This window comes from Paenibacillus sp. Soil787 (assembly GCF_001429545.1).
Taxonomy (GTDB): Bacteria; Bacillota; Bacilli; order Paenibacillales; family NBRC-103111; genus Paenibacillus_E.
In genome coordinates, this window is sequence record NZ_LMSP01000046.1 from 55,649 (window position 1) to 76,019 (window position 20,371).

Below are 20,371 nucleotides of genomic sequence, written 5' to 3' on the forward strand. Positions count from 1 at the left end.
GGTTGTGATAAGCCTGCAATTATACATGCTTTTTTTCTTCGATTATCTCCAATTCGTAAATTCCTGCAATTGTGCAGGCTTTTTCGGTCTTTTTTTAATTTCAAGGTGGTAAAGCTGAAAATTCCAGCATATTTGCAGGCTTTTCCTCTATTCAAACGATTTTCTAGCAAAATACCTGCACTTTCGCAGTTATTTTGGCTCTTGAATAATAGTTCTCCTCGACATGCCGCGTTGCGGCACCACTGATGAATGAAAATTTTTAATTTTCAGGGCAGAAAGTATAAATTTTTATTACACTTCGCGTCATCAGACTTGACAAACGTGCTCGCCCCAAAAGGACGACGGAGTCGTTTATCCTTGTTGCCACATAGGACCATCAGGATATCTTCCCTGAAGGTCTTTTTTAAATTAACAGGGCAGAGTAATTACATAGTAGGCTTCACATTAGGAAAAACTAGGGACTAAGCAGAAAGGAGTGAGCCTACGTATGGAAGATAGCATAGCTCTAAGGGAAGAACGGCTAAACGCATTAAGCCACGGCTTGGGCGCGGCGCTAAGTGCCTTCGGTCTTTTTTTACTTTTACAACGTTCCGTTCTGTTCGAAGATCTTGCCTATATCGTTAGTAATGCGATTTATGGGGTATCTTTTTGCCTGCTGTATTTATCCTCGACCCTGCTGCATTGCTCTCGATCGAAGAAGTGGGGTGAACGCTTTGAAATCATGGACCACGCGGCTATTTTTATTGCCATTGCGGGTTCGTATACGCCATTCCTGCTGATTACCCTGCAAGGAACGCTAGGGTACACTTTGCTGCTGATGATATGGGTTCTCGCTCTGGGAGGTGTCCGCTATGTTCATTTGATCATTAGGAGTTTTATGCCTTGGGGCCTTATTATGTACTTGTTGATGGGTGGCTTCATGGTTTCATTAATCGGCCCGCTAAGTGATCTTCTTCCCTCCATGGCTCTTGCTTGGTTAATGTTCGGAGTCGCTTTTTACTGCATTGGCGTGCCGTTCTTTCTTTGGAAAAGGTTAAAATATCACCATACGATTTGGCATTTGTTTGTGCTTGCGGGAAGCAGCTGCCACTTTATAGCTGTGTATGCATATGTGATGCCTGCCGTTTTGTAAGGGTGAAAATAAGCTTAGTGTCCGGCAGGCTGACATCTGCCTAGTACCTTGAATTATAAGCTAGGTCATTTGTTGGCCCGTCTTCGCCGAACGTCAGAAGGCGGGAAATTCTTATATTTCTTGTATAACTTCGTAAAATAGTTAGCGTTACCGCAGCCAATACGCTCGGCGATTTCGGTTACGGTGCATTCGGTTTCACGAAGTAAACGATCAGCTTCGTTGATTCGAAGCCAGTTCATATAATCTACGAAGGTACGTCCGGTTAGCTTCTTGAATGTTTTGCAGAAATGGTAAGGGTTCAGATTCACCATCCGTGCGGCCTGCTCAACCGACAAAGGCTCGGCAATATGGGATTCTATATGCTGGATTAACGGTTTGAAAGATTCCGAATGACGGGCAGGAGCTGGCTTATCTATGAACTTCTCCGGTAAAAAATGCCTAGATAACAGAGCGAATAGCAGCTGAAAGTTATGTTTGATGACGAGCTCGTACGCGGCATTTTGATTCTCGAATTCAGCCGTAGATTCACGGATGAGTCGACGATAAGGAGCAGCAAGTTCATCCTCAGCAAATAATTGGGCAGGCATTGGAACTCGTCCGTCTAGAAACGGGAGAATATACCGTTCGTGCACAGGATCTGGATGCATCACTCGCAGTAAGGAAGCATTAAAAACGACAGCGATATACTCCATTGCTTCATCCGCTGCGTTATAGCCAACATGCAAAGCTCCGGCTGGTACGAATAGCAGGTCGCCAGCGTTGGCCTCATAAGGACGGCTATCTATATGAAATATCGCTTTGCCAACCAGCATATCAATGATCTCGAAATGTTCATGCCAATGAAGATACAGAATGTTATCGTCTTTAGCGGTCGTCTGCGGTCGGTTTCGGTAAAAACGGATGGGATAGCTGCTATCCCAGTGTGGTGTCTTTTCCATTAAATCTTGCGGGTACGTCATGAGCTGCCTCACTTTCCTAAGCATCAAGATAAGACCTATTTGGAGCAAGATAGGATAGAGAAATTGTCTATATTCCTAGTTATAATGATCATATTCATTAATCTTATACCAATATAGGAGTGATATTCAATCATGAATAAGAAGCTTAGAGTGGGTACTTTAGTTGGCGGCGGAGATGCCGTTCGCATCATCCCCCAAATTGCCAAGCACGGATTTGAATCCTACAGTTTATCCTTTTGGCAAACAACAGGGAATATCGATCTCAAAGAAACAGCAAAGCGGGTAGCCGACATTGTGGCAGAGAACGACGCCATCATATCTACAATTGGTGTATTCGGAAATCCACTCACTGGAACAGGTGATAATAAAGATACACTTGCGAGCTGGGAGCGGCTTATTGATCATGCACATCTCTTTGGTACCGATATCGTAAACGGTTTCACCGGCCGCATTCCGGATTGTCCAATTGAAGAGTCAATACCGAAGTTCAAGGAAGTGTTTGGCGAGCTTTCTCGCAGAGCTGCTGATCGCGGTGTGCGGCTTGCTTTCGAGAATTGTGATATGGGCGGAACGTGGAAGACAGGAGATTGGAACATTGCCCATAACCCAACTGCCTGGAGTCTAATGTTTAATGCCGTACCGGCTGACAACATGGGTCTGGAGTGGGAGCCCTGCCATCAGATGGTCAGTCTGATCGATCCGATTCCGCAGTTACGCAAATGGGTCGATAAAGTGTTCCACGTCCACGGCAAAGATGCGACAATTGCGTGGGATATTGTTCGGGAATATGGGGTTCATGGGAGCCAAGAGTTCGTTTGGCACCGTACACCTGGCTTTGGGGACACGAATTGGTCCGATATTATTACGATTCTGCGTCAGGCAGGCTATCAAGGTACAATCGACATTGAAGGCTGGCATGATCCCGTCTACCGTGGTGAGCTCGAGATGACGGGTCAGGTGCATGCTTTGAACTATTTAAAACGCTGCCGTGGCGGAGATTACATTCCAAACCCTGTTTAATGAGTCGTCTCATTTTCCATCTTAGTTTTGTGCTAGCTCTGATTAAGATCGTCTATTTTTAGTCAGAGACATCTTTCTTATAATAAGGTCATTGTTACCGCATTCATTCAAAGCCAAGGAGGCTGACAGCCATGCAGGAAAACACGCCTTTATTATTGACAGATGAGCAAATGAGAGAATTTATTACAAACGGATGTTTAATACTCAAAACCGATTTTTCGAATGAGTTTCACAGCAATCTTCTGGAACAATTAAACACGGTTTATGCGGAAGAGGGGAATCCCGGCAATAATTTACTACCCCGCATTCGTGAGCTGCAAAAAGTATTCGATCACCCTGTTGTGACAGGTGCATTAACAAGCGTATTAGGGCAGAACTATATGATGCATGCACATAGACATGGGCATTTCAATGCCTCAGCGACGGCTGGAGGCTGGCATAAGGACAGCTATTGGGGCTATGATAGAATGCGCAATCATCACCCCAATTGGGCAATGATTATGTATTTCCCACAGGATACGCCTGTGGAATTAGGACCAACAGGCGTTATGCCGGGCACGCAAAATTACCAGACTCGGACTTTTGAATCGAGTGAACATGAAGGGGAAGTTTTAGCAAGCGGCGAGGCGGGTACCTTTGCACTGATTCACTATGACATCTGGCATCGTTCCACGCCTAATGTGTTAGGACAGCCGCGCTACATGCTGAAATTTGAATTCATGCGTACAGAGCTTCCGCAAGCACCTAGTTGGAATAACCAAGAGGCAGCATGGAGGAAGCCAGCCAACTTACATTTGCCAATAGCCGAGCATGACTTGATGTGGGAAGAAACTTGGAACTGGTTGTCTGGAAAAGTTGGCAGTCTGGCAGGAACAGCTGCATCAGATCCGGATCAGATTAAGGAGTTAGCCGCTAAGTTGGAAGGTTTTGAACCGTTAGCCATCAATGCGGCCTATGATCTGGCACGAAGAGGGCAGCAGGGTGTGGACGCTTTGCTCGAAGGATTAACTAGCGAGAATAGCCAAGTATCGCGAATTTCCGCTTATGGATTATCCGTTGCAGGAAGCGAGGCCGTTAACGGGCTAATTGCTGCTTTGCATCATGAGAATATTGAAATCGTTACGCATGCGGTCTTTGCTCTTGGTGAATTAAGAGGCTTAGCGGCAGGAGCCGTTCCTACCTTCATCAAGCTGCTCGAGCATCCAGCTGATCGTGTCCGCTGCGCCGTAGTAGATGCACTTGGATTCATGGACACACCGCTGAATGACATCGTGTCAAGCTTAGGTAGGTGCTTACAAGATGAGAACGCGCAAGTTCGCTTCATGGCAAGTTTATCCTTGTCACGATTAGGCTCTCAGGCGGAAGCAGCAGTGCCCCAGTTGGAAATTGCATTGGATGATGAGAACAGATATGTTCGTGCTCATGCTGCCGAATCTCTGCATTATATCGGCACGGAACGGGCGAAGAATACGCTTATTAAGTTTCTGCTTAATTCCCGCTGGTGCCCGACAACGACAAAGACTAATGCGTTCTACCCGTAAACGCGCAAAATAGATTGAGAAAGAGGGCAAATTAACTTTTGCCCTCTTTGTGCTGTATTATTTCATCACAGTTCGTTGTAATCGAGCATTTTCGGTTTCAAATCACGGAAAGAAGTTGGTGTAAAACCCGTTTGTTCTCGGAACATGCGGGAAAAATACGATAATTCCATTCCCAACGAATCAGCGATTTGTGAAACATTTAATTCCGTCATCATGAGTAGATCCTTGGCTTTTTCTGAGCGTAAATGGTTCATATATTGAATCGGTGAATAACCCGTAAATTGTTTAAAGGCATTAATAAAGTAGTTAGGGTGATAGTGCGCAATTTGGGATAATGTATCTACGGATACGTTGTCAGCAATATGCTGTTCCATATAGTGCAGCACACTATTCATTTTCTCGAAAGTAGGGGTAGAAGCAAGATTGAACTTGACGGTTTCACTTTGTTCAATGAATTCGGCAATGAATTCACTTATAATCGCATTGACTCTAAAAGCGGAAGTTAATCCTTCACTTTTATGATATTCTATCAGTTGTTCGAATTTTCTTTGTAATGCTTCCGGATCTTTAATCGTAATGTAAGCGGATGTTTGCAAAATCTGAAAGAGATCCAAATCCCCGATTTTGGCTGTGAAATGACACCAGTATTTCCCGAAAGTGTGATCACTTATGGTTCCGTAAGCTTGATCACTCCCCGCTGGGAGCAGATAAAGTTCACCTGGTTTCGGATAATAAGTCTTATCCCCAACTTTGACAAAACCTTCTCCCTCGATAATAAAATACAAGCGATTAAACGGACAGGAAGCGTTCTCATCGTTCCAGGATTTCTGTACCTTAGTGTAAGCAGCATAGGATAAATCAAGCTTCGCTTTAGCCATGTATTTCTTCCAGAAGGTGAGCTGGCTAGGATTCATATCAATTCTCATAGGCTCACATTCCTTTCACGAAGAGTCGGCAAATGCCCTCAATAAATTGCTGTTTGGTATAGCCCAGAATTTCTCGATGATACAAGTACTGTTCTGGCGTTAGCGAGGCAAGTATGGTGTTAACGGTCAAAGTGACATCGATCGGTCCAATCTCCTCTTGTTGAACGGCACGAGTTATCAATGGAGCGAGAAGGTTGTGAAGTCGAACATAAATGGGCTTTTTGTGCAAATAGAAGCTATGTTTGTCGGTATATATGGTGTTGATGACGGACAGTAAAGAAGCTTTACCGTCCACAAAATCAATAATTCGAACGATCGTGTCCGACAATTGGTTCATAGCTGTTACCTCGGGACCGGGATCGGCAATACTAGCTTCAAGAGAAGCAATAAACTGGGAGGTTGTTGAACGAAGCAGATCGCTGCAAACCTCGCCAATATGGGCGTAACGGCGATAAAGAATACCTTGACCCACGCCCGACTCTTTGGCAATCTGGTGCATGGTAACGGATTCAATTTGATTGGTTTCGAATAGGCTTTTGGCAGATGTAAGAATACGCCGTCGATACTCTGAATCGCGTTCTTCGCGTCGACCGCAAGGTGGAATGGCTTTCATATCTTGACTATATAATGAATTCTCATTGGTATCTGGATGTTTCACATGTGCTCCTCCTATAAGAACAAGCTTAACAAAAGAAATAATTGACATTCCGGACAATTGTCCGTAATATGATGATGCGGACAATTGTCCGTTACTATTGTAGCACGATGAAGTAGATATTGTGAAGGAGGAACACGGGCATGAGTAAACCAATAACATCCGGTGAAGCGGAGCCAGAGTTTAAGATTACGAGTATTCTGGTACCGCTCATTGCTATCATATCGGGTATTTTTATGGTTATTCTCGATACGACTGCGATGAATGTGGCATTGTCGAAGCTGGTCATCGATTTTAAAACGGATTTACCGACCATTCAATGGACCGTAACAGGTTATATGCTGGCGACCGCGGCCGTCATTCCGCTAGCGGGATGGCTATCCGATCGATTTGGGGCGAAGAATGTATTCCTCACCTCGGTTGTTCTTTTCACTGTAGCATCGGTTTTATGTGCTACACCGAACAATGCGGAGTGGTTGATTGTTTTCCGTATCCTTCAAGGTTTAGGCGGCGGATTCGTTATGCCTGTTGCTATGGCATACGTATTTCGGTTAAGTCCACCGAACAAAATAGGTCAAGTGATGGGGATGTTGGGTGTGCCTATTTTGCTGGCGCCTGCGATAGGGCCTATCTTATCGGGATGGCTGGTTGAGTACCATTCCTGGCATTGGATTTTCTTAATTAATCTTCCCGTCGGTATTTTCAGCTTTATCTTCGGACTATGGAAGCTGCCGGCTGTTGCTCGTAAGAAGGTAGCTGGTTTTGATTTACCGGGTATGATTATAGGGCCCATTGCTTTTGCATCCTTATCCTATGGGATCACACAAGGTGCTGAGAGCTGGACTTCCGATAAAACGCTTTGGGGCATCATCATCGGAGCTGTCGCCTTGATCGCCTTTATCATTGTGGAACTTAAATCCAAACTCCCTCTGCTCGAGTTGAGAGTGTTCCGATCTGTTGATTTTTCCTTCGGTATTTTCGTACAGTGGGTACTGCAATTCTGCTTGTTCGGAGCCATTTTCCTGCTTCCGCAATTTCTTCAGCAAGCCCGCGGGTACGGTGCTTTCGACACGGGGATGACGTTATTCCCGCAAGCGTTAGCTTCGGCCGTCATGATGCCGATTGGCGGTTACTTATTTGATAAAATCGGTGTTCGCTGGTTGGTCGTCGTTGGGCTCAGTCTTGTTTCCGGCGCGATCTTTCAATATTCGCATGTAAATCTTACGACAGAAGGACATGACTTAATTTTACCGCTTATTATGGCTGGCTCTGGTATGGGACTTATGATGATGCCGCTTAATTCACATCTTATTAAGAAGGCTCCGCATGATTTAGTAAGTCGAGTTACTTCTTTAACTAGTGCCATGCAGCAGGTTATCAACTCATTCGCAGTTGCTACCTTGGTGACAATTCTCTCTTCGCACGTAAACTCTTCCATTGCTGCAAAGAACATTCTAATAAACAGTCCTGCTGATAAGCAAAAGGCTATGCTCGCTGTAGCACCTGATGCGTTCGGCCAGACTTTCCACGTGATGCTATTTATTGCGATCTGCGGGATATTCTTAGGCTTGTTCCTTCGCCGTGACAAGACACAGCCTAATGAGGCTGTGAAACAAGAAGTCGCGTTAGAAGGACTACACTAGATATGAACAATCGTACAGGAAGCTTACCGAATCATCGGTAGGCTTTTTTTGTACATAAGAAGTATAAGTTTTATTACACTTCGCGTCATCAGTCTTGACAAACGTGCTCGTCCCTGAAGGACGATGGAGTCGTTTATCCTTTGGTACATAGAAGTTGGTATTTATGGAATTCTAAAGAATAGCGAAAACATCATTTTAGGAGGCAATACAATGAGTCAAGATGAGCTCCATATTCAACTAACTTCTGGTGATATCGCGCCTCTATGGGGAGGATATTTAAGTGACAGTATGGTCAATTGCGTGCTTAAACATTTCTTGCAAACTGTTGAGGATGATGAAGTAAAACCAGTCATCGAATTTGCGCTTGGATTGACAATAGAACATATGGAATTTACTAATAAGCTATTTAAAGTCGAGCAGTTCCCTATCCCTCTTGCCTTTACTGATAAGGATGTCAACCTAAATGCGCCAAGACTATTTTCAGATGTTTATATGCTTCTTTATCTCAGACATATGGGAATTGCGGGCACTGTTACTTATGGAATGGCATTAGCAAGCAGTTCGAGACAGGATATTCGCGCATTCTTCCAAAACAATCTAAAGACTACGGCTGAATTGCTAGAGAGATCTACGGCTATTCTGCAATCTAAAGGAATTTTCCTTAGGAGTCCTTTCATCCCGTATCCGGATTCAGTTGAGTATGTACACAAAGAAAGTTGGTTAAATGGACTGCTGGGTGATCGTAGACCCTTAATTGCAGCGGAAATCACGAACATTTATTTGAATATTATGAAGAACAGCATAGGTAAGGCGTTGATGTTAGGTTTCTCTCAAGTGGCTAAAACCAAAGAAGTCATTGAATATATCGTGCGCGGCAGAGATATCTCCTCGAAGCATGTCGAAGTATTCAGCGCGTTATTACGCGATGACCAGCTGCCGGCACCCACGACGTGGGAAACAGAAATTTCGAATTCTAAGGAGTCCCCATTTTCCGATAAGCTAATGCTCTACCATACGGTTTTTCTTTCAGCGCTAGGAATAGGGAACTATGGAGCTTCTCTTGCGGCAAGCATGAAGAGAGATTTGATAACGGTATACCTTCGGCTAGTTGGTGAAATCGGAACCTACGCGGACGACGGTGCAGAACTTATGATAAAGAACGAATGGATGGAAAAAATGCCGGGTGCGATTGAACGTAATGCGCTACTATCCTTATAAGCGGTGATATAAAAAGACCATCCATTGTAATGGATGGTCTTTGGTATGTCAGTATAGATCAGCTATACGTCTTTACTCTTTTTCGTGCTCGGTTTTTTCTTCGCAGGAATCTTCTCTGGCATCGCTGAGACCCATTGTAAGGATTGCTCGATCCATGTTGTGATGGTATCAGGCGTTTCCCGCCACTGCTCCGGTAACGTAACATATTCCTTCATCGGTTTGCCTGGCATGGGAGAAAATAACGAGGCTCCTTCTTGCTCGACAAGGCGAGAACGCTCATCTTCCGGCAGACGGATAAAGATCTGCTGTCCGTAAAGTCCTACGAACATGTTGCCATTAATAAAACCGGCTAGATTGCCGAACATAGGACGAATATGAATATGAGGATCGCTGGGCATAACAGCTGCGAAAAATTGTTTCATCTCCTCATCAGGACGAGGCATGGACATAAAGAAAACTCCCCTCAATTTGATTTATTATTTTTCTATAATGGACTTAAGGCGTTTCAAGTTTCATCGGAAACGGACCTTTAATCGATTGCATCAGCATCAATGCTCGGGTACATAGTCAACTACTTTAAGTACATAATGAATTTCCTTACCGTAGTCGTTGTTGACACTCGTATTTTAGCAATCACTTATGTAAGTGTCAACTTAAATAGTTTTATTAGTTAAGTTGACACTTAATTAAGTATATGCTAAATTAACTTCATGATCGAAAAAGTGATCCAAGCCATCGTAGAGCCTAGACGCAGAGATATCTTATATCTCGTACGTGATGGAGAGCTTACATCTAGCTCCATCGCGTCCCATTTTGACATTTCGGCACCAGCAGTATCACAACATCTTAAGGTTCTTGAGGAATCCGGACTACTTGTGGTTCGGAGAGAGGGAACCAAGCGGTATTATCGTATGAGGAGGGAAGGTTTTGCTGATCTGAAAGCGTACATTGACCGTTTCTGGGATGATAGTCTACTGCTATTGAAGGAAGCCGCAGAAGAAGAAGAGAGGAGACAGCGTAACCGTGAATCAAATGAATCAGACCAGTGATACAATTAGGAAAGAGATGTTTATCGATTGCCGTCCGGAGATCTTATTCTCCTTTTTTACAGACCCTGAGAAGATGGTTCGTTGGATGGGCAGACATATTCTGCTCCAGCCAAGCGTTGGAGGGAAATATCGGATCGATGTTAATGGATCGGATATTGCGATGGGGGAGTATAAAGAGATTATTCCTAACGAGAAAATCGTTATGTCTTGGGGCTGGGAGAAGTCCAAGGTGGTTCCACCTGGTTCAAGCACGCTCGAATTTACATTCACAGCTAAAGACAAAGGAACTGTTCTGTTATTAACTCACTACGATTTGCCGGTCGAAGAAGTCGCCGCCCATACAGAAGGTTGGATGCACTATACAGCTCGACTCCAAACGTTGGCTGAGGGTGGAGATCCTGGTATAGATCCGTGGTCTGTTAAGGCCATGCATTAAAAATTACGTTTCATAAAAAAAGCTTATGGGGAGATGGAAGACAATGACGACATTAGCTTGCGATTGTGGGTTTAAAGTAGAAGAGGAAAACCGGTACGAAGTAGAGGCAAAGATGTGGCATCATGCCATTCACGATCACGCTGATATGTTGAAAAGCATGTCTGTAGAGCAGATTACACAATGGTTGATGGGAAAAGATAAGCAATTAGGCGATTCTTCTTCCATTCATCAGGAGGTTGTGTTCGCAGCAAGCCCGAACCGCGTTTATGAAGCATTGACCGATGCTGCACAGTTTAGCAAAGTCTCGGGAGGAGCTCCTACAGAAATAACTCCGGAGGCTGGCGGTTCATTCTCCTGCTTCGGAGGGATGATCGTAGGGAAAAATATTGAGTTAGAGCCAAACAAGCGAATCGTTCAGGCGTGGCGTGTCGCGAATTGGGAAGAAGGCGTATATTCTCTAGTGAAGTTCGAATTGGAAGAGCAAGGCGCGGAAACCCGCCTAATCTTTAGTCATACCGGATTTCCTGAAGGACAAGAAGCTCACCTGGCTCCAGGCTGGCATACCAACTATTGGGAACCGCTTAAGAAGTACCTAGCGTAATATAAAAAACGGTATTCGTTCTTTTGGAACGAGTACCGTTTCTTATTTGTTTTGGATAAGGAGGAAGCGAAGCTTACCCCCTTATTTAATGAATGAAGTTGGTGCCTTGGTTAAAGCTTAGTTTTGTTGAATGGTGGAACTACGATTCGCTATTTTTGGAAATATGAGCTAAAAATTGGATGAGCGGAACGTACGGACGTTATTTGATGGAAAACTGAACGATTAAGGGACCAAAACAGTGAAATAACGAATCGTCGTTCCTTATACCCGAGAATTCGGGCGTATTTCGCACAAATAGAGGATCGTCGTTCCCTCAAGGGATGTAGGCAGCTCTTTTTCGAACTCGAGAACGAAGCCCAGACCCAAATTCTGTCATATATACTCATTTGAGGTTGCTGGTTGCTCTGAAGATGTTGTAGAAAATGCAACAATTAGTGCCTAGATACAGCCTAATTCCCAATGGATCGACAGTCTCGAAGGTGCAATCTTAAATCGGCAATAACTCCTCACCACTCCTTACGAAGTGCAAACAAATCTCTCAATTCATCATTTGAGAGTTCCATAATCCAGCCTTCAGAAGTAGAGATCACGTTCTCGCTCAGACTCATCTTGCTCTCGAGCATTTCGTCGATTCGTTCCTCCAATGTGCCGAGAGAGATGAACTTGTGTACTTGTACATTGCGTGTCTGACCCATCCGATAGGCACGATCCGTGGCCTGGTTCTCTACGGCAGGGTTCCACCACCGGTCAAAGTGGAACACATGGTTCGCTGCGGTCAAGTTGAGTCCGACTCCGCCAGCTTTCAGCGACAGAACGAAGATACCCGGCCCAGTACCATCTACGGCTTGGAACGTATCAATCATCTTATCGCGCTCTTGTTTAGGCGTGCTTCCGTTCAGATACAATACCGGTTCATTGCGCCCAGCCCGCAGCACGTCTGCCAATATTCTTCCCATGCCTACGTACTGGGTGAAAATCAGGCAGGAGTCGCCTTCGTCCCGAAGCTCACCGACCATGGCAACGAGCCGCTCCAGCTTCGCAGATCGCATCACGAAGGCTTCGCGGCTCTCCTCGGAAAGCAGATTTTCCTCCGATAGTGTAGCTTCCTTCGTTAGCAGCATCGGGTGGTCGCATAGCTGCTTTAGCTGCGTTAAGGCTGCTAGGATCGCTCCTTTGCGCTCCATGCCTTCCAGCTTCTGCATACGCTCCAGTAGATCCTTGACGGATCGTTCATAGAGTGCTCCTTGCTCTGCTGTTAGATTGATATAGACTTTCATTTCAAGCTTATCGGGCAAATCGAGCTGGATCTCAGGATCTTTCTTTTTGCGGCGCAGCATGAAAGGTTTGACGAGTTTCTGCAGCTGTGCCGTTCGCTCCTCATCGTGGTGCTTCTCGATCGGATTCGCAAATCGATGTTGAAACCCGCGTTGGTTCCCGAGGTAACCCGGATTAAGAAAATCGTAGATCGACCACAGCTCGGACAAACGGTTCTCAATAGGTGTTCCTGTCAGCGCAATTCGGTGTCTAGCTTTAAGCGTACGGATCGCTGCGGATTGTTTATTGTGGGCATTCTTGATATTCTGGGCTTCATCTAAGCAAAGGGAACTCCACATGGTCTCCTGCAGAGCCTCTTGATCCATCAGCGCCGTCGTATAGGAAGTCAGGACGACATCCATATCCTTCAAAACCGCAGAAAGTGCCTCGCCGCTTAAACGTCCCTTCCCATAATGAAGATAAACCTTTAAATCCGGAGCAAATCGGACTAGCTCCTTCTGCCAGTTGCCAAGCACGGAGGTGGGACAGATGAGCAGGGCAGGGGGCTCCGACTCTGCTCTATGATGCAGTAAATAGGTAATGAATTGTATGGTTTTGCCGAGCCCCATGTCATCGGCCAAGCAGGCACCAAGCCCGAACTTTCTAAGGAAGCTCAGCCATGTGAAGCCCTCGTGTTGATACTTGCGAAGCTCAGCACGCAGTCCCGCGGGCACAGCAACTTCCTTTAATTCCGAAGGCTGTCCAAGCTGACGCAGCAGCGCCAAGAGGTGCGCATTCAGCTCGACTTCCAGCTTCAGCCGTTCTTCATTATCCGCTTCTTCCTCCGCCGTAAGAGCTTCCTTTTGGGTTCTTTCCTTTTCGGATTCACTTAACAGGTGAAGCTGAAAGATATCCTGTAGAGACAGACCTTCTTCCGGATTCACGCTTTCCATGAGTCTCCGGATTTGCCCCAATAAAGAAGGATCCAAGATCACCCATTGACCACGGAAGCGGATAAGCCGTTCATTGCGGATAAGCAGACTGGCGAATTCAGCTTCGCTCAGGTCAGTGTTGCCTATGGCAATTCGCCAATCGAAGTTGACCAGCGAATTCAGCCCGAACAGCGACTCGCCTCTGCCGCCAGCTTCAGCGGAAACCTTTGCTCGCAGCCGAGGCTTCCGCTTCGAGGCGGCCTCCCACCAACCGGGGAGCATGACATTCCATCCATCTTCCAGCAAAAGGCGGCTGTCCGTTGTCAGAAACGACCAAGCCGCTTCGTCGCTTAATGGCTCAGCAAATAGCTCTCCGCCGCTACTGCGCCCAGGCAATGCTTCTGTTAGTCTTGTTGCCCAGCCAAGAGAACGCTCCAGGATATACGGGCTCCATTCACTAGCCCACGTACCTGAAGCACGTCCATCCGCATAAAGGCGAATTGGCGTTAACACAGAGCCTTCACTTTTATCTTGCAGGACCAAACGTAGACGCCAAGTGTCATCGTTCTCGTCTGGTTCAAGCAGCTGAAGGGCAGGGCGGAAGGGAGCGGTGTCCGGTCTCCAGCCCAGTGATGCAAGCCATTCTTCCTCTGTGAACGCATCAGCCGACAATGATGCTGACTTATGCCCTCGGAATAGAGCTGGATAATCCCGCCGAAGATCAGCTAGGGCAGCTTCATTGGGATAGTGTTCAGCCGAAACCACGGCGGAGAAGGTTGCACGCAAGCCAGACATTCCCTCTCCTAAGCCGTCTAAGCTTTGTAATACATGCCAATCGAATTCTTTCAGTGACTCCGCCTCGACATCCCAAGTCCAAGCCAGGTTCCCATTCCGGAATGCGCTGTAATTGGGTACGTATTGGCCGGCTCTAGCTTCCCGGTATAGAACCGGTGCCACTTCTAGCAGTCCCTTCGTGGTTTCGTTTCCCCCTTCCCATCGAAGGACATCCATGAAGTAGGGTTCTGCGAAGAAGGGGAGCACCATCTCCACAGGTAGGACCGTTAGTGTCAATTCTCCCGCTACCTGTTGATCTAGCATGGTCCCATAGTAAGAAGGCTCGTGCCACGCAAACAGCAGCTTACGAAATTTATCTCCGGGCACATCGCGTCCGTCCTGGAGCCCCCAGAGTAGGGCATCTCCACTATCCGTTAAGGTGACGTTCAATGTCATATCATGCAATTTTGTGCTCATCCGAGTAGCTTTCCTTTCCGCAGTTCCTCTTGCAGCGCTCTCAGCCTGCTGTGCCGTTCCACGAAACCAGAAAAGAAATGTTCCCATCGCTCAGTTTGTTTCATCTTTTTGTACACTTTATCGAGCCGCTTGAGGAGCCTTACTGCTAATTTGTAATCATGCCGGTTTTTCAAACTGACATAGTGTTCTACTGCTTGATGATAATAGGGTAAAAGCAGCTTTGGTGTATCCTTTTCAATCGGATGCAGGACATTGACACGATGGTAGAGAGGGTCATGCCCCTGAAGGATCTGCATTTCTAACCAAGGCTTCCATTTTCTTTGTTCGTACAGCATTTCCTCAATAATCCGGAACGAATAAGGTAATAGCTCTTCTAGAACGATCCACATATGTTCTTCCGCTTGAGGGAGATGCACGATGGCTTTTGTCCAATAATCGGCATAAACTTCAAGTTCTTTGGTCCTTTTCTGATTGAAAAAAGAGGCTGATCTTCTTAACCAATTCACTAACTCTTCCCAGTTCTGGGTGCTATATAGATAGTCAAGGAAAGGGATAAACAGTTTGGGAGGGGCCTCTTTGAAACTATCATTCTCTTCTAATGCCTTCCAGGCTTCTTTGCTCCTAGATTGTTGCAAGTACAAGAAAGCCTTTGCGGCTGAAAGAGATGGTGAGGGACTGTCCATTATCATCGTCTCAAGAGCTTCTATTTCTTTAGTTACATATTGACTTGCTTCGGGATCTGGGGCAACCCAATGTTTCCAAAGCACGGTATAGACGCCATAATCTTGGTAATTATGACCTGATTCTTCAGCCATCTGCTGTCGGATATAACTTAACGTCTGTTCAAGGCGCTCTCCGGTGGCCGAAAAGTCGAGGAGGGGCGATTGTTGTTTCAGCCAAGTATGAATCTCATCGTAAACCCGGTAAAGTGTGAAAGACGTGAAGGAACTTACGCCACCTTGTACATTCTGCTCTTTTAGTTTTCTAAGGATAAATAATTCCTGATGCATGTCAAAAAAAATCTGATCCAAATCAGAAAAAGGAATAGTGATCTTCGTGATGTTTTGCAATTGCATCCGCAGCATGTCAACATAATTCCCCAAATCATATGTCGCCTTAATGAGAGACGTGTAATGATTCAGAAACTTCTGCCAGCCGGATACATCCATATTGGGCAATTGTAGGAGCGTAGACTCCAAGGAAGTAGTTGACGTTGCCCGCTTGAGATGCAGTTTGGCATTCATGATTTGGATAGCGGGATAACCAAGACGATCCCCAAGCTCCATCCAAACTGCTGCAATATGCTTGCAAGCGGCTGGTACTGGACAACTACATTGACTGGCGTGGGGCTTGTCCAAGTTCAGAATGACACGGTTTTCTCCTGATTCTTCTTCTTGCACCACTGCCCGAACGACTCGAGACTCAGATACGATTAGCGAAGTTACACGCTGTTGTTTAAAGTAAGTAAACCCTCGACTAAGGGTAACGTCATTATAAGTTTCGGCTACGTATTCCAGCAGCTCCAACCACTCTTCATCGTTTATAATGGGAGAACTCATCGAATAGCTCCTTTTTTTCCACTTTCAATAATCAAAATCATCTTTTAGTATAAATAGTGGAGCTGATAATGTAAATTGAGTCCATTTAAAAGGAAGGATGATTCTATTTGAATACTCGGATAAAGTATGTTGTAGCTATTATAATTTCCGTCGTATTAGGCTTAAGCTCAAGAAGGTTCTCTGGCCAAATCCCTCTTTTTATTGCTAAACATGCAGGGGACGTGCTTTGGGCAAGTATGGTCTATTTTGGGTTTCGATTTTTTTTCGTAAAGAGAAGGTTAACCTGGGCGGCAGGGATCAGTGTCATATTTAGCTTTGCTATTGAATTTAGTCAGCTATACCAAGCAGATTGGATAGTCGAAATAAGAAATACGGTCATTGGATCGCTCATACTTGGAAGAGGATATTTAACGGTAGATTTATTTAGATATGTTATAGGGATTATAATTGCTTTTTGGATAGATAAATATTGGCTGCAGCGCGATAAGCGGATTTAGTCATGTGATTTACCACGAATGGATGACTTTCGCATCCAACTTATCAGTAAAATCAAGAGAGGATATACAATACCTATAAGTAGCGCAAGGGGAATAAACGTTAAGTTATCCCATTTTTCTTCATATGCTTTATTTGGATATACAACCAGCGATAAGACTGTAATGATTAAGCCAATTGGAAAACAAAGCATTTTGTAGTCGCGTAAATGGAGCACATGCGCAATGCCTTTTATCGTTGTGTGAAAATATAAAGATAGCTTGAAGTAAATGGAAACAAGCCATAAAAAGGCCACGATCACTTCTATCCGTTGCAAAAAATTTCCAATGCTAATTCGTTGAGCCATGGCATAAGTGGGAAAGACTTGCATAGCTGTATTACTTGCCCCTAATACCAGAACACAGGATATGACGACAATAAGCATGATGATACCGCCTGTTATCCCACCTAACAAATAAGCTTTCATGGCCTGCTGCAGATTAGAAACGTTATGAAGCAGGGGACTAACCGTAAGTAACAAGGGTATAAACGTATAACTAATGATTCTTAGTATAGTTCGAGCGAAAGGAAGGGGAGTGACTTCCCCTATCGGTAAAAGACGATTCACTTCCATATTAGGAATACTAAAGAAAATGAAGAAGATAAATAATAGCAGTATCCACGGAAAGAAGATCTCTGCAGTTCTTAGCAGGACAACCATTCCCAGCTTGGCTCCCATGATGATAACCAGCATAAATACAATGTGTATCGCTTGAATTGGAGTTGTCGGCATGATTTGCGTGATCATAAAATTGCCTACATAAAAAACAACTTGAGAGCAAAGAATCAGTGTCAATAACGCAAGAAAAAGTGTGATGAACTTCCCCAGCCAATTGCCAAAAACGTTATCATTTATTTCGAAAATTGAACGTTTCGAGAATTTCTTCGCAATATACATATAAAGCCAAGTAAGAACGACCCCAATGCCATTGCTTGCCAGTTGTGCCATCCATGCATCCTGCTTCGATTCAGCTACTACCGCTGCTGAAATAACCAAAATAGCCGTTCCAAAGGAAGCTATAATGACGATTATCATGAATTGTCGCGGCGAAATTTGATCTGTCCCCATCATATCTGCACGTCCCTTGTTTACTTCATTTATCTCTTTCCACGCAAGTAGCCCAGACCGATCAATAAGACGGGGTACAAAAAGCCAAAGCAAAATGCGAGTGGTACCCAAGTCAGATTGTCCCATTGATGTGAATATGCAGCATTGGGATACACGACTAACGAAAGCACAGCAACGATAAACCCGGTTGGAGTCGATAGAGATTTATAATTTTGGATTTGAAAAAGGGAGGCGATCCCTTTAATCGCTACGTGAAAATACATCGTTAATTTAAAATAAATGGTAATAAACCACAAGAATGCAACTGTGACTTCGATCCGCTGCAAAAAATTCCCCACATTTATTTTCTTTGCCAATGCATAGGTGGCATATACTTGTCTGGACGACTGGTCGGGTCCCATTACCATGATGCTAAGAAAAGCTATAATAATCATCATACTTCCACTCGTTATTCCTCCATAAAGGAATGATTTAGATAGTTGTTTAGGGAATTTAGCATCTCTTGAAATTAAGCAAATCGTAAAGACAATAGGAAGATAAGAATAAACGATCATAAAAATGGATGCTCGAGTTATAGACATCATACTTGTTTCGCCAATTGGCAGCAGATTAGTATAATGGGTCTGCGGTGTTACAAAGATCACCAAAAGGATAAACAACAGAAGAATCCACGGAAAAAAGATTTCCGCGGTTCTCCCCAGTATAACTACGCCTAGCTTTGAACCAATGATTACGAAAGTAATCATGAGTATATGTATGGCTTGTACGGGTGTCGATGGCATAATTTGTCTAGTCATGAACGAGCCAATGTAGAAGAGTACCTGTGCGCTCAGCACAATTGCGATAAAGACAATAAAGAGAGTGACTGTTTTGCCTAACCATTTCCCCAGTACATACTCATTCATATCAAATAGCGTATAATCTGGATACATCATCGCTAACTTCACATACATCCATAAGAAAAGCAAGCCAATTCCTACGCCCATTACACCAGAGATCCAGGCATCTTGTTTCGTTTCAGCGGCTAACATCGATGGGACAACAAGAATGGTCGTTCCCACCGAAAAAAAAATAATCAAGATCATGAGTTGACGAGCCGATAACATATTTTCGTTATTCATGACACGCCTCCCTTAAGCAGGATGAATACTCATAATTTTAATAATCCGATCTGTAGTAAAAATTTGGTGAATGGCACCATTAGAAACGTAATCCAGTCAGCTGGATTAGGTAGTGCTTTATTCATTCCTTTCAGAGTTGCCAACACATTACCAAGCAACATGAGTGTGCAGTAGATCCCGACATCCTTCTTACAACCTTGTTTCCATAAATTTGGAATTTCATAGCACGCAATGAGAATGGATAACGCAAGTACACTTATACCAATTAACATAACGATTACTCCTTCAAATCGTTAACAACAGAATCACCCATTGTTCCCGTACCTCTCACTTTCATATCAAACTTCAGATGGGGTTCCAGCTGCTTGAAATGCTCTTCCCAATTGTTCTTTACTTTGTTCCAGTACTTTGGGTCAGCACGATGAACGGCCTCACCGAAACCAAATATATCTGCACCTAATTGTTGTGCTTTCTTAATGGTCTTCCCCATATTCAACTTAGCAAACTCAACATATTGTTTATCTAAGTATTCGAGAGTTTCGACTTTGAACAAATCGATTTTACATTCCACATCGGAAACATCTCCTTCTACTCGAGTTTCAATGAAAATCTCCGGTTTATCGTTTTTTACAACTGCGTAAATCTTGGTTTTGATGGTTGCAGCATCAATGCCAATGTTCCCACCATCAGGACAGGCCAGATGTAAAGAAGATCTCTTAGCTTTGTTGTTAATCACAGAATAAGCGCGAGACTCATATTCGTTCAGCCAACCAACCAGTTTATCTTTCTTGATGATCGCATTACCTGAGTATTTTAATCGTACAGGCGGCTTGGTGTAACCAATGTTTTTGTTGCTTGTACCAACAGAATGATCTCCCACAATTTGAATCCCGGATATGACCGTACTCTTACCTGGTGTTACTAGTGCATCTGATAATTGATCTAGTTTAATGGTTACCCCAGATGTCCATTCTTTCTTGGCCGCTTCGAGGGCGTTGAAGATGTAATTGGCTGGAACTTTTTCCAGAGGTGTCATCACACTTAATAATTCCTTAGCTGAGCTTTCTCTGGCAATGACGACGTCAAAATCAGATCGGAATTCGCTCCCTCTCATTAAGTAGTCCATCGAATTGACAATCCCTTTTTTGGCTAATTCCTCAGAAAACACAAGAATACGAATGTGAGCGAAATAAATCTTTCTCGAAATCGACGAGGTCAATCGTTTAACAGCTTCATTCAGTGTGACACCTTTGGAAGAATATACGATAACGGGAATTTCATGCTCCCCTTTCGCTTTCGTCACAGTACCTGGATTTACAACTTGAACGGTTAGCTCAAACTGATCATCGGTAATATCGATGCCAACTCCTTCGGCAATTGCAAGATCATTAAGCTCCCTGCGGCTCCAACAGCCGCTTAGCAGTAAGACTATGGTAAGTAAGCAAGCTGTTAGTCGAATACATGATTTCAC

The 20,371-nt window shown here is 44.4% G+C and carries 19 protein-coding genes; 9 read left to right on the plus strand and 10 right to left on the minus strand.

Annotation, left to right across the window (positions count from 1 at the left end):
- The first annotated feature begins 487 nt into the window (after positions 1-487).
- Positions 488-1,132, plus strand: coding sequence for a PAQR family membrane homeostasis protein TrhA (trhA, locus tag ASG93_RS30310; protein ID WP_056838300.1), 645 nt, complete (start codon positions 488-490; stop codon positions 1,130-1,132).
- A gap of 65 nt (positions 1,133-1,197) precedes the next feature.
- Here the strand turns inward: trhA and ASG93_RS30315 are convergent, their stop codons facing one another.
- Positions 1,198-2,091 carry a helix-turn-helix transcriptional regulator gene (locus tag ASG93_RS30315; protein WP_056838302.1) on the minus strand — a complete coding sequence of 298 codons (894 nt, stop codon included), beginning with the start codon at positions 2,089-2,091 and terminating at the stop codon, positions 1,198-1,200.
- A 132-nt stretch (positions 2,092-2,223) separates the two neighbouring features.
- On the opposite strand from ASG93_RS30315, the gene ASG93_RS30320 reads away from it, so the two are divergent.
- Both ASG93_RS30320 and ASG93_RS30325 read left to right on the plus strand, forming a co-directional pair.
- The gene (locus ASG93_RS30320) at positions 2,224-3,111 is read left to right on the plus strand and encodes a sugar phosphate isomerase/epimerase family protein (RefSeq protein WP_056838304.1); all 888 of its coding nucleotides are present in this window, start codon (positions 2,224-2,226) and stop codon (positions 3,109-3,111) included.
- Positions 3,112-3,242: 131 nt separating this feature from the next.
- Positions 3,243-4,652 (plus strand): HEAT repeat domain-containing protein, encoded by a 1,410-nt coding sequence (locus ASG93_RS30325; protein ID WP_056838306.1) that lies wholly within the window; start codon positions 3,243-3,245, stop codon positions 4,650-4,652.
- Between the two features lie 65 nt (positions 4,653-4,717).
- Here the strand turns inward: ASG93_RS30325 and ASG93_RS30330 are convergent, their stop codons facing one another.
- Together ASG93_RS30330 and ASG93_RS30335 are read right to left on the minus strand one after the other, a co-directional pair.
- A complete protein-coding gene (locus tag ASG93_RS30330; protein WP_056838308.1) occupies positions 4,718-5,578 on the minus strand; it encodes an AraC family transcriptional regulator in 861 nt (286 codons plus the stop codon).
- Positions 5,579-5,582: 4 nt separating this feature from the next.
- Positions 5,583-6,236, minus strand: coding sequence for a TetR/AcrR family transcriptional regulator (locus tag ASG93_RS30335; RefSeq protein ID WP_056838309.1), 654 nt, complete (start codon positions 6,234-6,236; stop codon positions 5,583-5,585).
- Between the two features lie 140 nt (positions 6,237-6,376).
- Between ASG93_RS30335 and ASG93_RS30340 the strand changes: the two genes are divergently transcribed.
- Together ASG93_RS30340 and ASG93_RS30345 are read left to right on the plus strand one after the other, a co-directional pair.
- Positions 6,377-7,876, plus strand: coding sequence for an MDR family MFS transporter (locus tag ASG93_RS30340; RefSeq protein ID WP_056838311.1), 1,500 nt, complete (start codon positions 6,377-6,379; stop codon positions 7,874-7,876).
- 210 nt (positions 7,877-8,086) lie between these two features.
- The gene (locus ASG93_RS30345) at positions 8,087-9,094 is read left to right on the plus strand and encodes a DUF3231 family protein (protein ID WP_056838313.1); all 1,008 of its coding nucleotides are present in this window, start codon (positions 8,087-8,089) and stop codon (positions 9,092-9,094) included.
- A gap of 62 nt (positions 9,095-9,156) precedes the next feature.
- Here the strand turns inward: ASG93_RS30345 and ASG93_RS30350 are convergent, their stop codons facing one another.
- Complete coding sequence (locus ASG93_RS30350) at positions 9,157-9,543, minus strand: TfoX/Sxy family protein (RefSeq protein WP_056838316.1); 387 nt, start codon at positions 9,541-9,543, stop codon at positions 9,157-9,159.
- Between the two features lie 261 nt (positions 9,544-9,804).
- Here ASG93_RS30350 and ASG93_RS30355 point away from each other — a divergent pair, with 261 nt between their 5' ends.
- The 3 genes from ASG93_RS30355 to ASG93_RS30365 are packed head-to-tail and all read left to right on the plus strand — an operon-like array spanning position 9,805 to position 11,180.
- A complete protein-coding gene (locus ASG93_RS30355; protein WP_063891997.1) occupies positions 9,805-10,143 on the plus strand; it encodes an ArsR/SmtB family transcription factor in 339 nt (112 codons plus the stop codon).
- Positions 10,127-10,579 (plus strand): SRPBCC family protein, encoded by a 453-nt coding sequence (locus tag ASG93_RS30360; RefSeq protein WP_063892003.1) that lies wholly within the window; start codon positions 10,127-10,129, stop codon positions 10,577-10,579. The genes ASG93_RS30355 and ASG93_RS30360 overlap by 17 nt, the downstream gene beginning before the upstream one ends.
- 43 nt (positions 10,580-10,622) lie before the next feature.
- Entirely contained in the window at positions 10,623-11,180 is a 558-nt protein-coding gene (locus ASG93_RS30365; RefSeq protein ID WP_235551018.1) for an SRPBCC family protein, read from the plus strand.
- A gap of 506 nt (positions 11,181-11,686) precedes the next feature.
- On the opposite strand, the gene ASG93_RS30370 is transcribed toward ASG93_RS30365, so the two are convergent.
- Positions 11,687-14,617, minus strand: coding sequence for a DEAD/DEAH box helicase (locus tag ASG93_RS30370; RefSeq protein WP_056838320.1), 2,931 nt, complete (start codon positions 14,615-14,617; stop codon positions 11,687-11,689).
- Positions 14,614-16,176: an SWIM zinc finger family protein gene (locus ASG93_RS30375; RefSeq protein WP_056838321.1), complete on the minus strand. Its 1,563-nt coding sequence runs from the start codon at positions 16,174-16,176 to the stop codon at positions 14,614-14,616. Before ASG93_RS30375 ends, ASG93_RS30370 begins: the two co-directional genes overlap by 4 nt.
- Before the next feature lie 107 nt (positions 16,177-16,283).
- Between ASG93_RS30375 and ASG93_RS30380 the strand changes: the two genes are divergently transcribed.
- On the plus strand, positions 16,284-16,673 hold the full coding sequence (locus ASG93_RS30380; RefSeq protein WP_056838324.1) for a DUF2809 domain-containing protein: 390 nt from the start codon (positions 16,284-16,286) through the stop codon (positions 16,671-16,673).
- Here the strand turns inward: ASG93_RS30380 and ASG93_RS30385 are convergent.
- Genes ASG93_RS30385 through ASG93_RS30400 form a run of 4 tightly spaced genes read right to left on the minus strand, consistent with a single transcriptional unit; the run spans position 16,670 to position 20,371 of the window.
- Positions 16,670-17,782 (minus strand): GerAB/ArcD/ProY family transporter, encoded by a 1,113-nt coding sequence (locus ASG93_RS30385; RefSeq protein ID WP_056838325.1) that lies wholly within the window; start codon positions 17,780-17,782, stop codon positions 16,670-16,672. The genes ASG93_RS30380 and ASG93_RS30385 overlap by 4 nt on opposite strands.
- A 26-nt stretch (positions 17,783-17,808) precedes the next feature.
- Positions 17,809-18,900, minus strand: coding sequence for a GerAB/ArcD/ProY family transporter (locus ASG93_RS30390; RefSeq protein ID WP_056838327.1), 1,092 nt, complete (start codon positions 18,898-18,900; stop codon positions 17,809-17,811).
- Between the two features lie 29 nt (positions 18,901-18,929).
- Positions 18,930-19,172 (minus strand): hypothetical protein, encoded by a 243-nt coding sequence (locus ASG93_RS30395; protein ID WP_056838330.1) that lies wholly within the window; start codon positions 19,170-19,172, stop codon positions 18,930-18,932.
- 5 nt (positions 19,173-19,177) lie between these two features.
- Positions 19,178-20,371, minus strand: a complete 1,194-nt coding sequence (locus ASG93_RS30400; RefSeq protein WP_056838332.1) for a Ger(x)C family spore germination protein — start codon at positions 20,369-20,371, stop codon at positions 19,178-19,180.

Coding starts and splice junctions, on each gene's coding strand:
- ASG93_RS30315 (WP_056838302.1), bottom strand. CDS start 2,091: ATGACGTACCCGCAAGATTTAATGGAAAAGACACCACACTGGGATAGC.
- ASG93_RS30355 (WP_063891997.1), top strand. CDS start 9,805: ATGATCGAAAAAGTGATCCAAGCCATCGTAGAGCCTAGACGCAGAGAT.
- ASG93_RS30345 (WP_056838313.1), top strand. CDS start 8,087: ATGAGTCAAGATGAGCTCCATATTCAACTAACTTCTGGTGATATCGCG.
- ASG93_RS30350 (WP_056838316.1), bottom strand. CDS start 9,543: ATGTCCATGCCTCGTCCTGATGAGGAGATGAAACAATTTTTCGCAGCT.
- ASG93_RS30395 (WP_056838330.1), bottom strand. CDS start 19,172: ATGTTAATTGGTATAAGTGTACTTGCGTTATCCATTCTCATTGCGTGC.
- ASG93_RS30390 (WP_056838327.1), bottom strand. CDS start 18,900: ATGAATAACGAAAATATGTTATCGGCTCGTCAACTCATGATCTTGATT.
- ASG93_RS30375 (WP_056838321.1), bottom strand. CDS start 16,176: ATGAGTTCTCCCATTATAAACGATGAAGAGTGGTTGGAGCTGCTGGAA.
- ASG93_RS30370 (WP_056838320.1), bottom strand. CDS start 14,617: ATGAGCACAAAATTGCATGATATGACATTGAACGTCACCTTAACGGAT.
- ASG93_RS30340 (WP_056838311.1), top strand. CDS start 6,377: ATGAGTAAACCAATAACATCCGGTGAAGCGGAGCCAGAGTTTAAGATT.
- ASG93_RS30325 (WP_056838306.1), top strand. CDS start 3,243: ATGCAGGAAAACACGCCTTTATTATTGACAGATGAGCAAATGAGAGAA.
- ASG93_RS30360 (WP_063892003.1), top strand. CDS start 10,127: ATGAATCAGACCAGTGATACAATTAGGAAAGAGATGTTTATCGATTGC.
- ASG93_RS30330 (WP_056838308.1), bottom strand. CDS start 5,578: ATGAGAATTGATATGAATCCTAGCCAGCTCACCTTCTGGAAGAAATAC.
- ASG93_RS30320 (WP_056838304.1), top strand. CDS start 2,224: ATGAATAAGAAGCTTAGAGTGGGTACTTTAGTTGGCGGCGGAGATGCC.
- ASG93_RS30385 (WP_056838325.1), bottom strand. CDS start 17,782: ATGATGGGGACAGATCAAATTTCGCCGCGACAATTCATGATAATCGTC.
- ASG93_RS30365 (WP_235551018.1), top strand. CDS start 10,623: ATGACGACATTAGCTTGCGATTGTGGGTTTAAAGTAGAAGAGGAAAAC.
- trhA (WP_056838300.1), top strand. CDS start 488: ATGGAAGATAGCATAGCTCTAAGGGAAGAACGGCTAAACGCATTAAGC.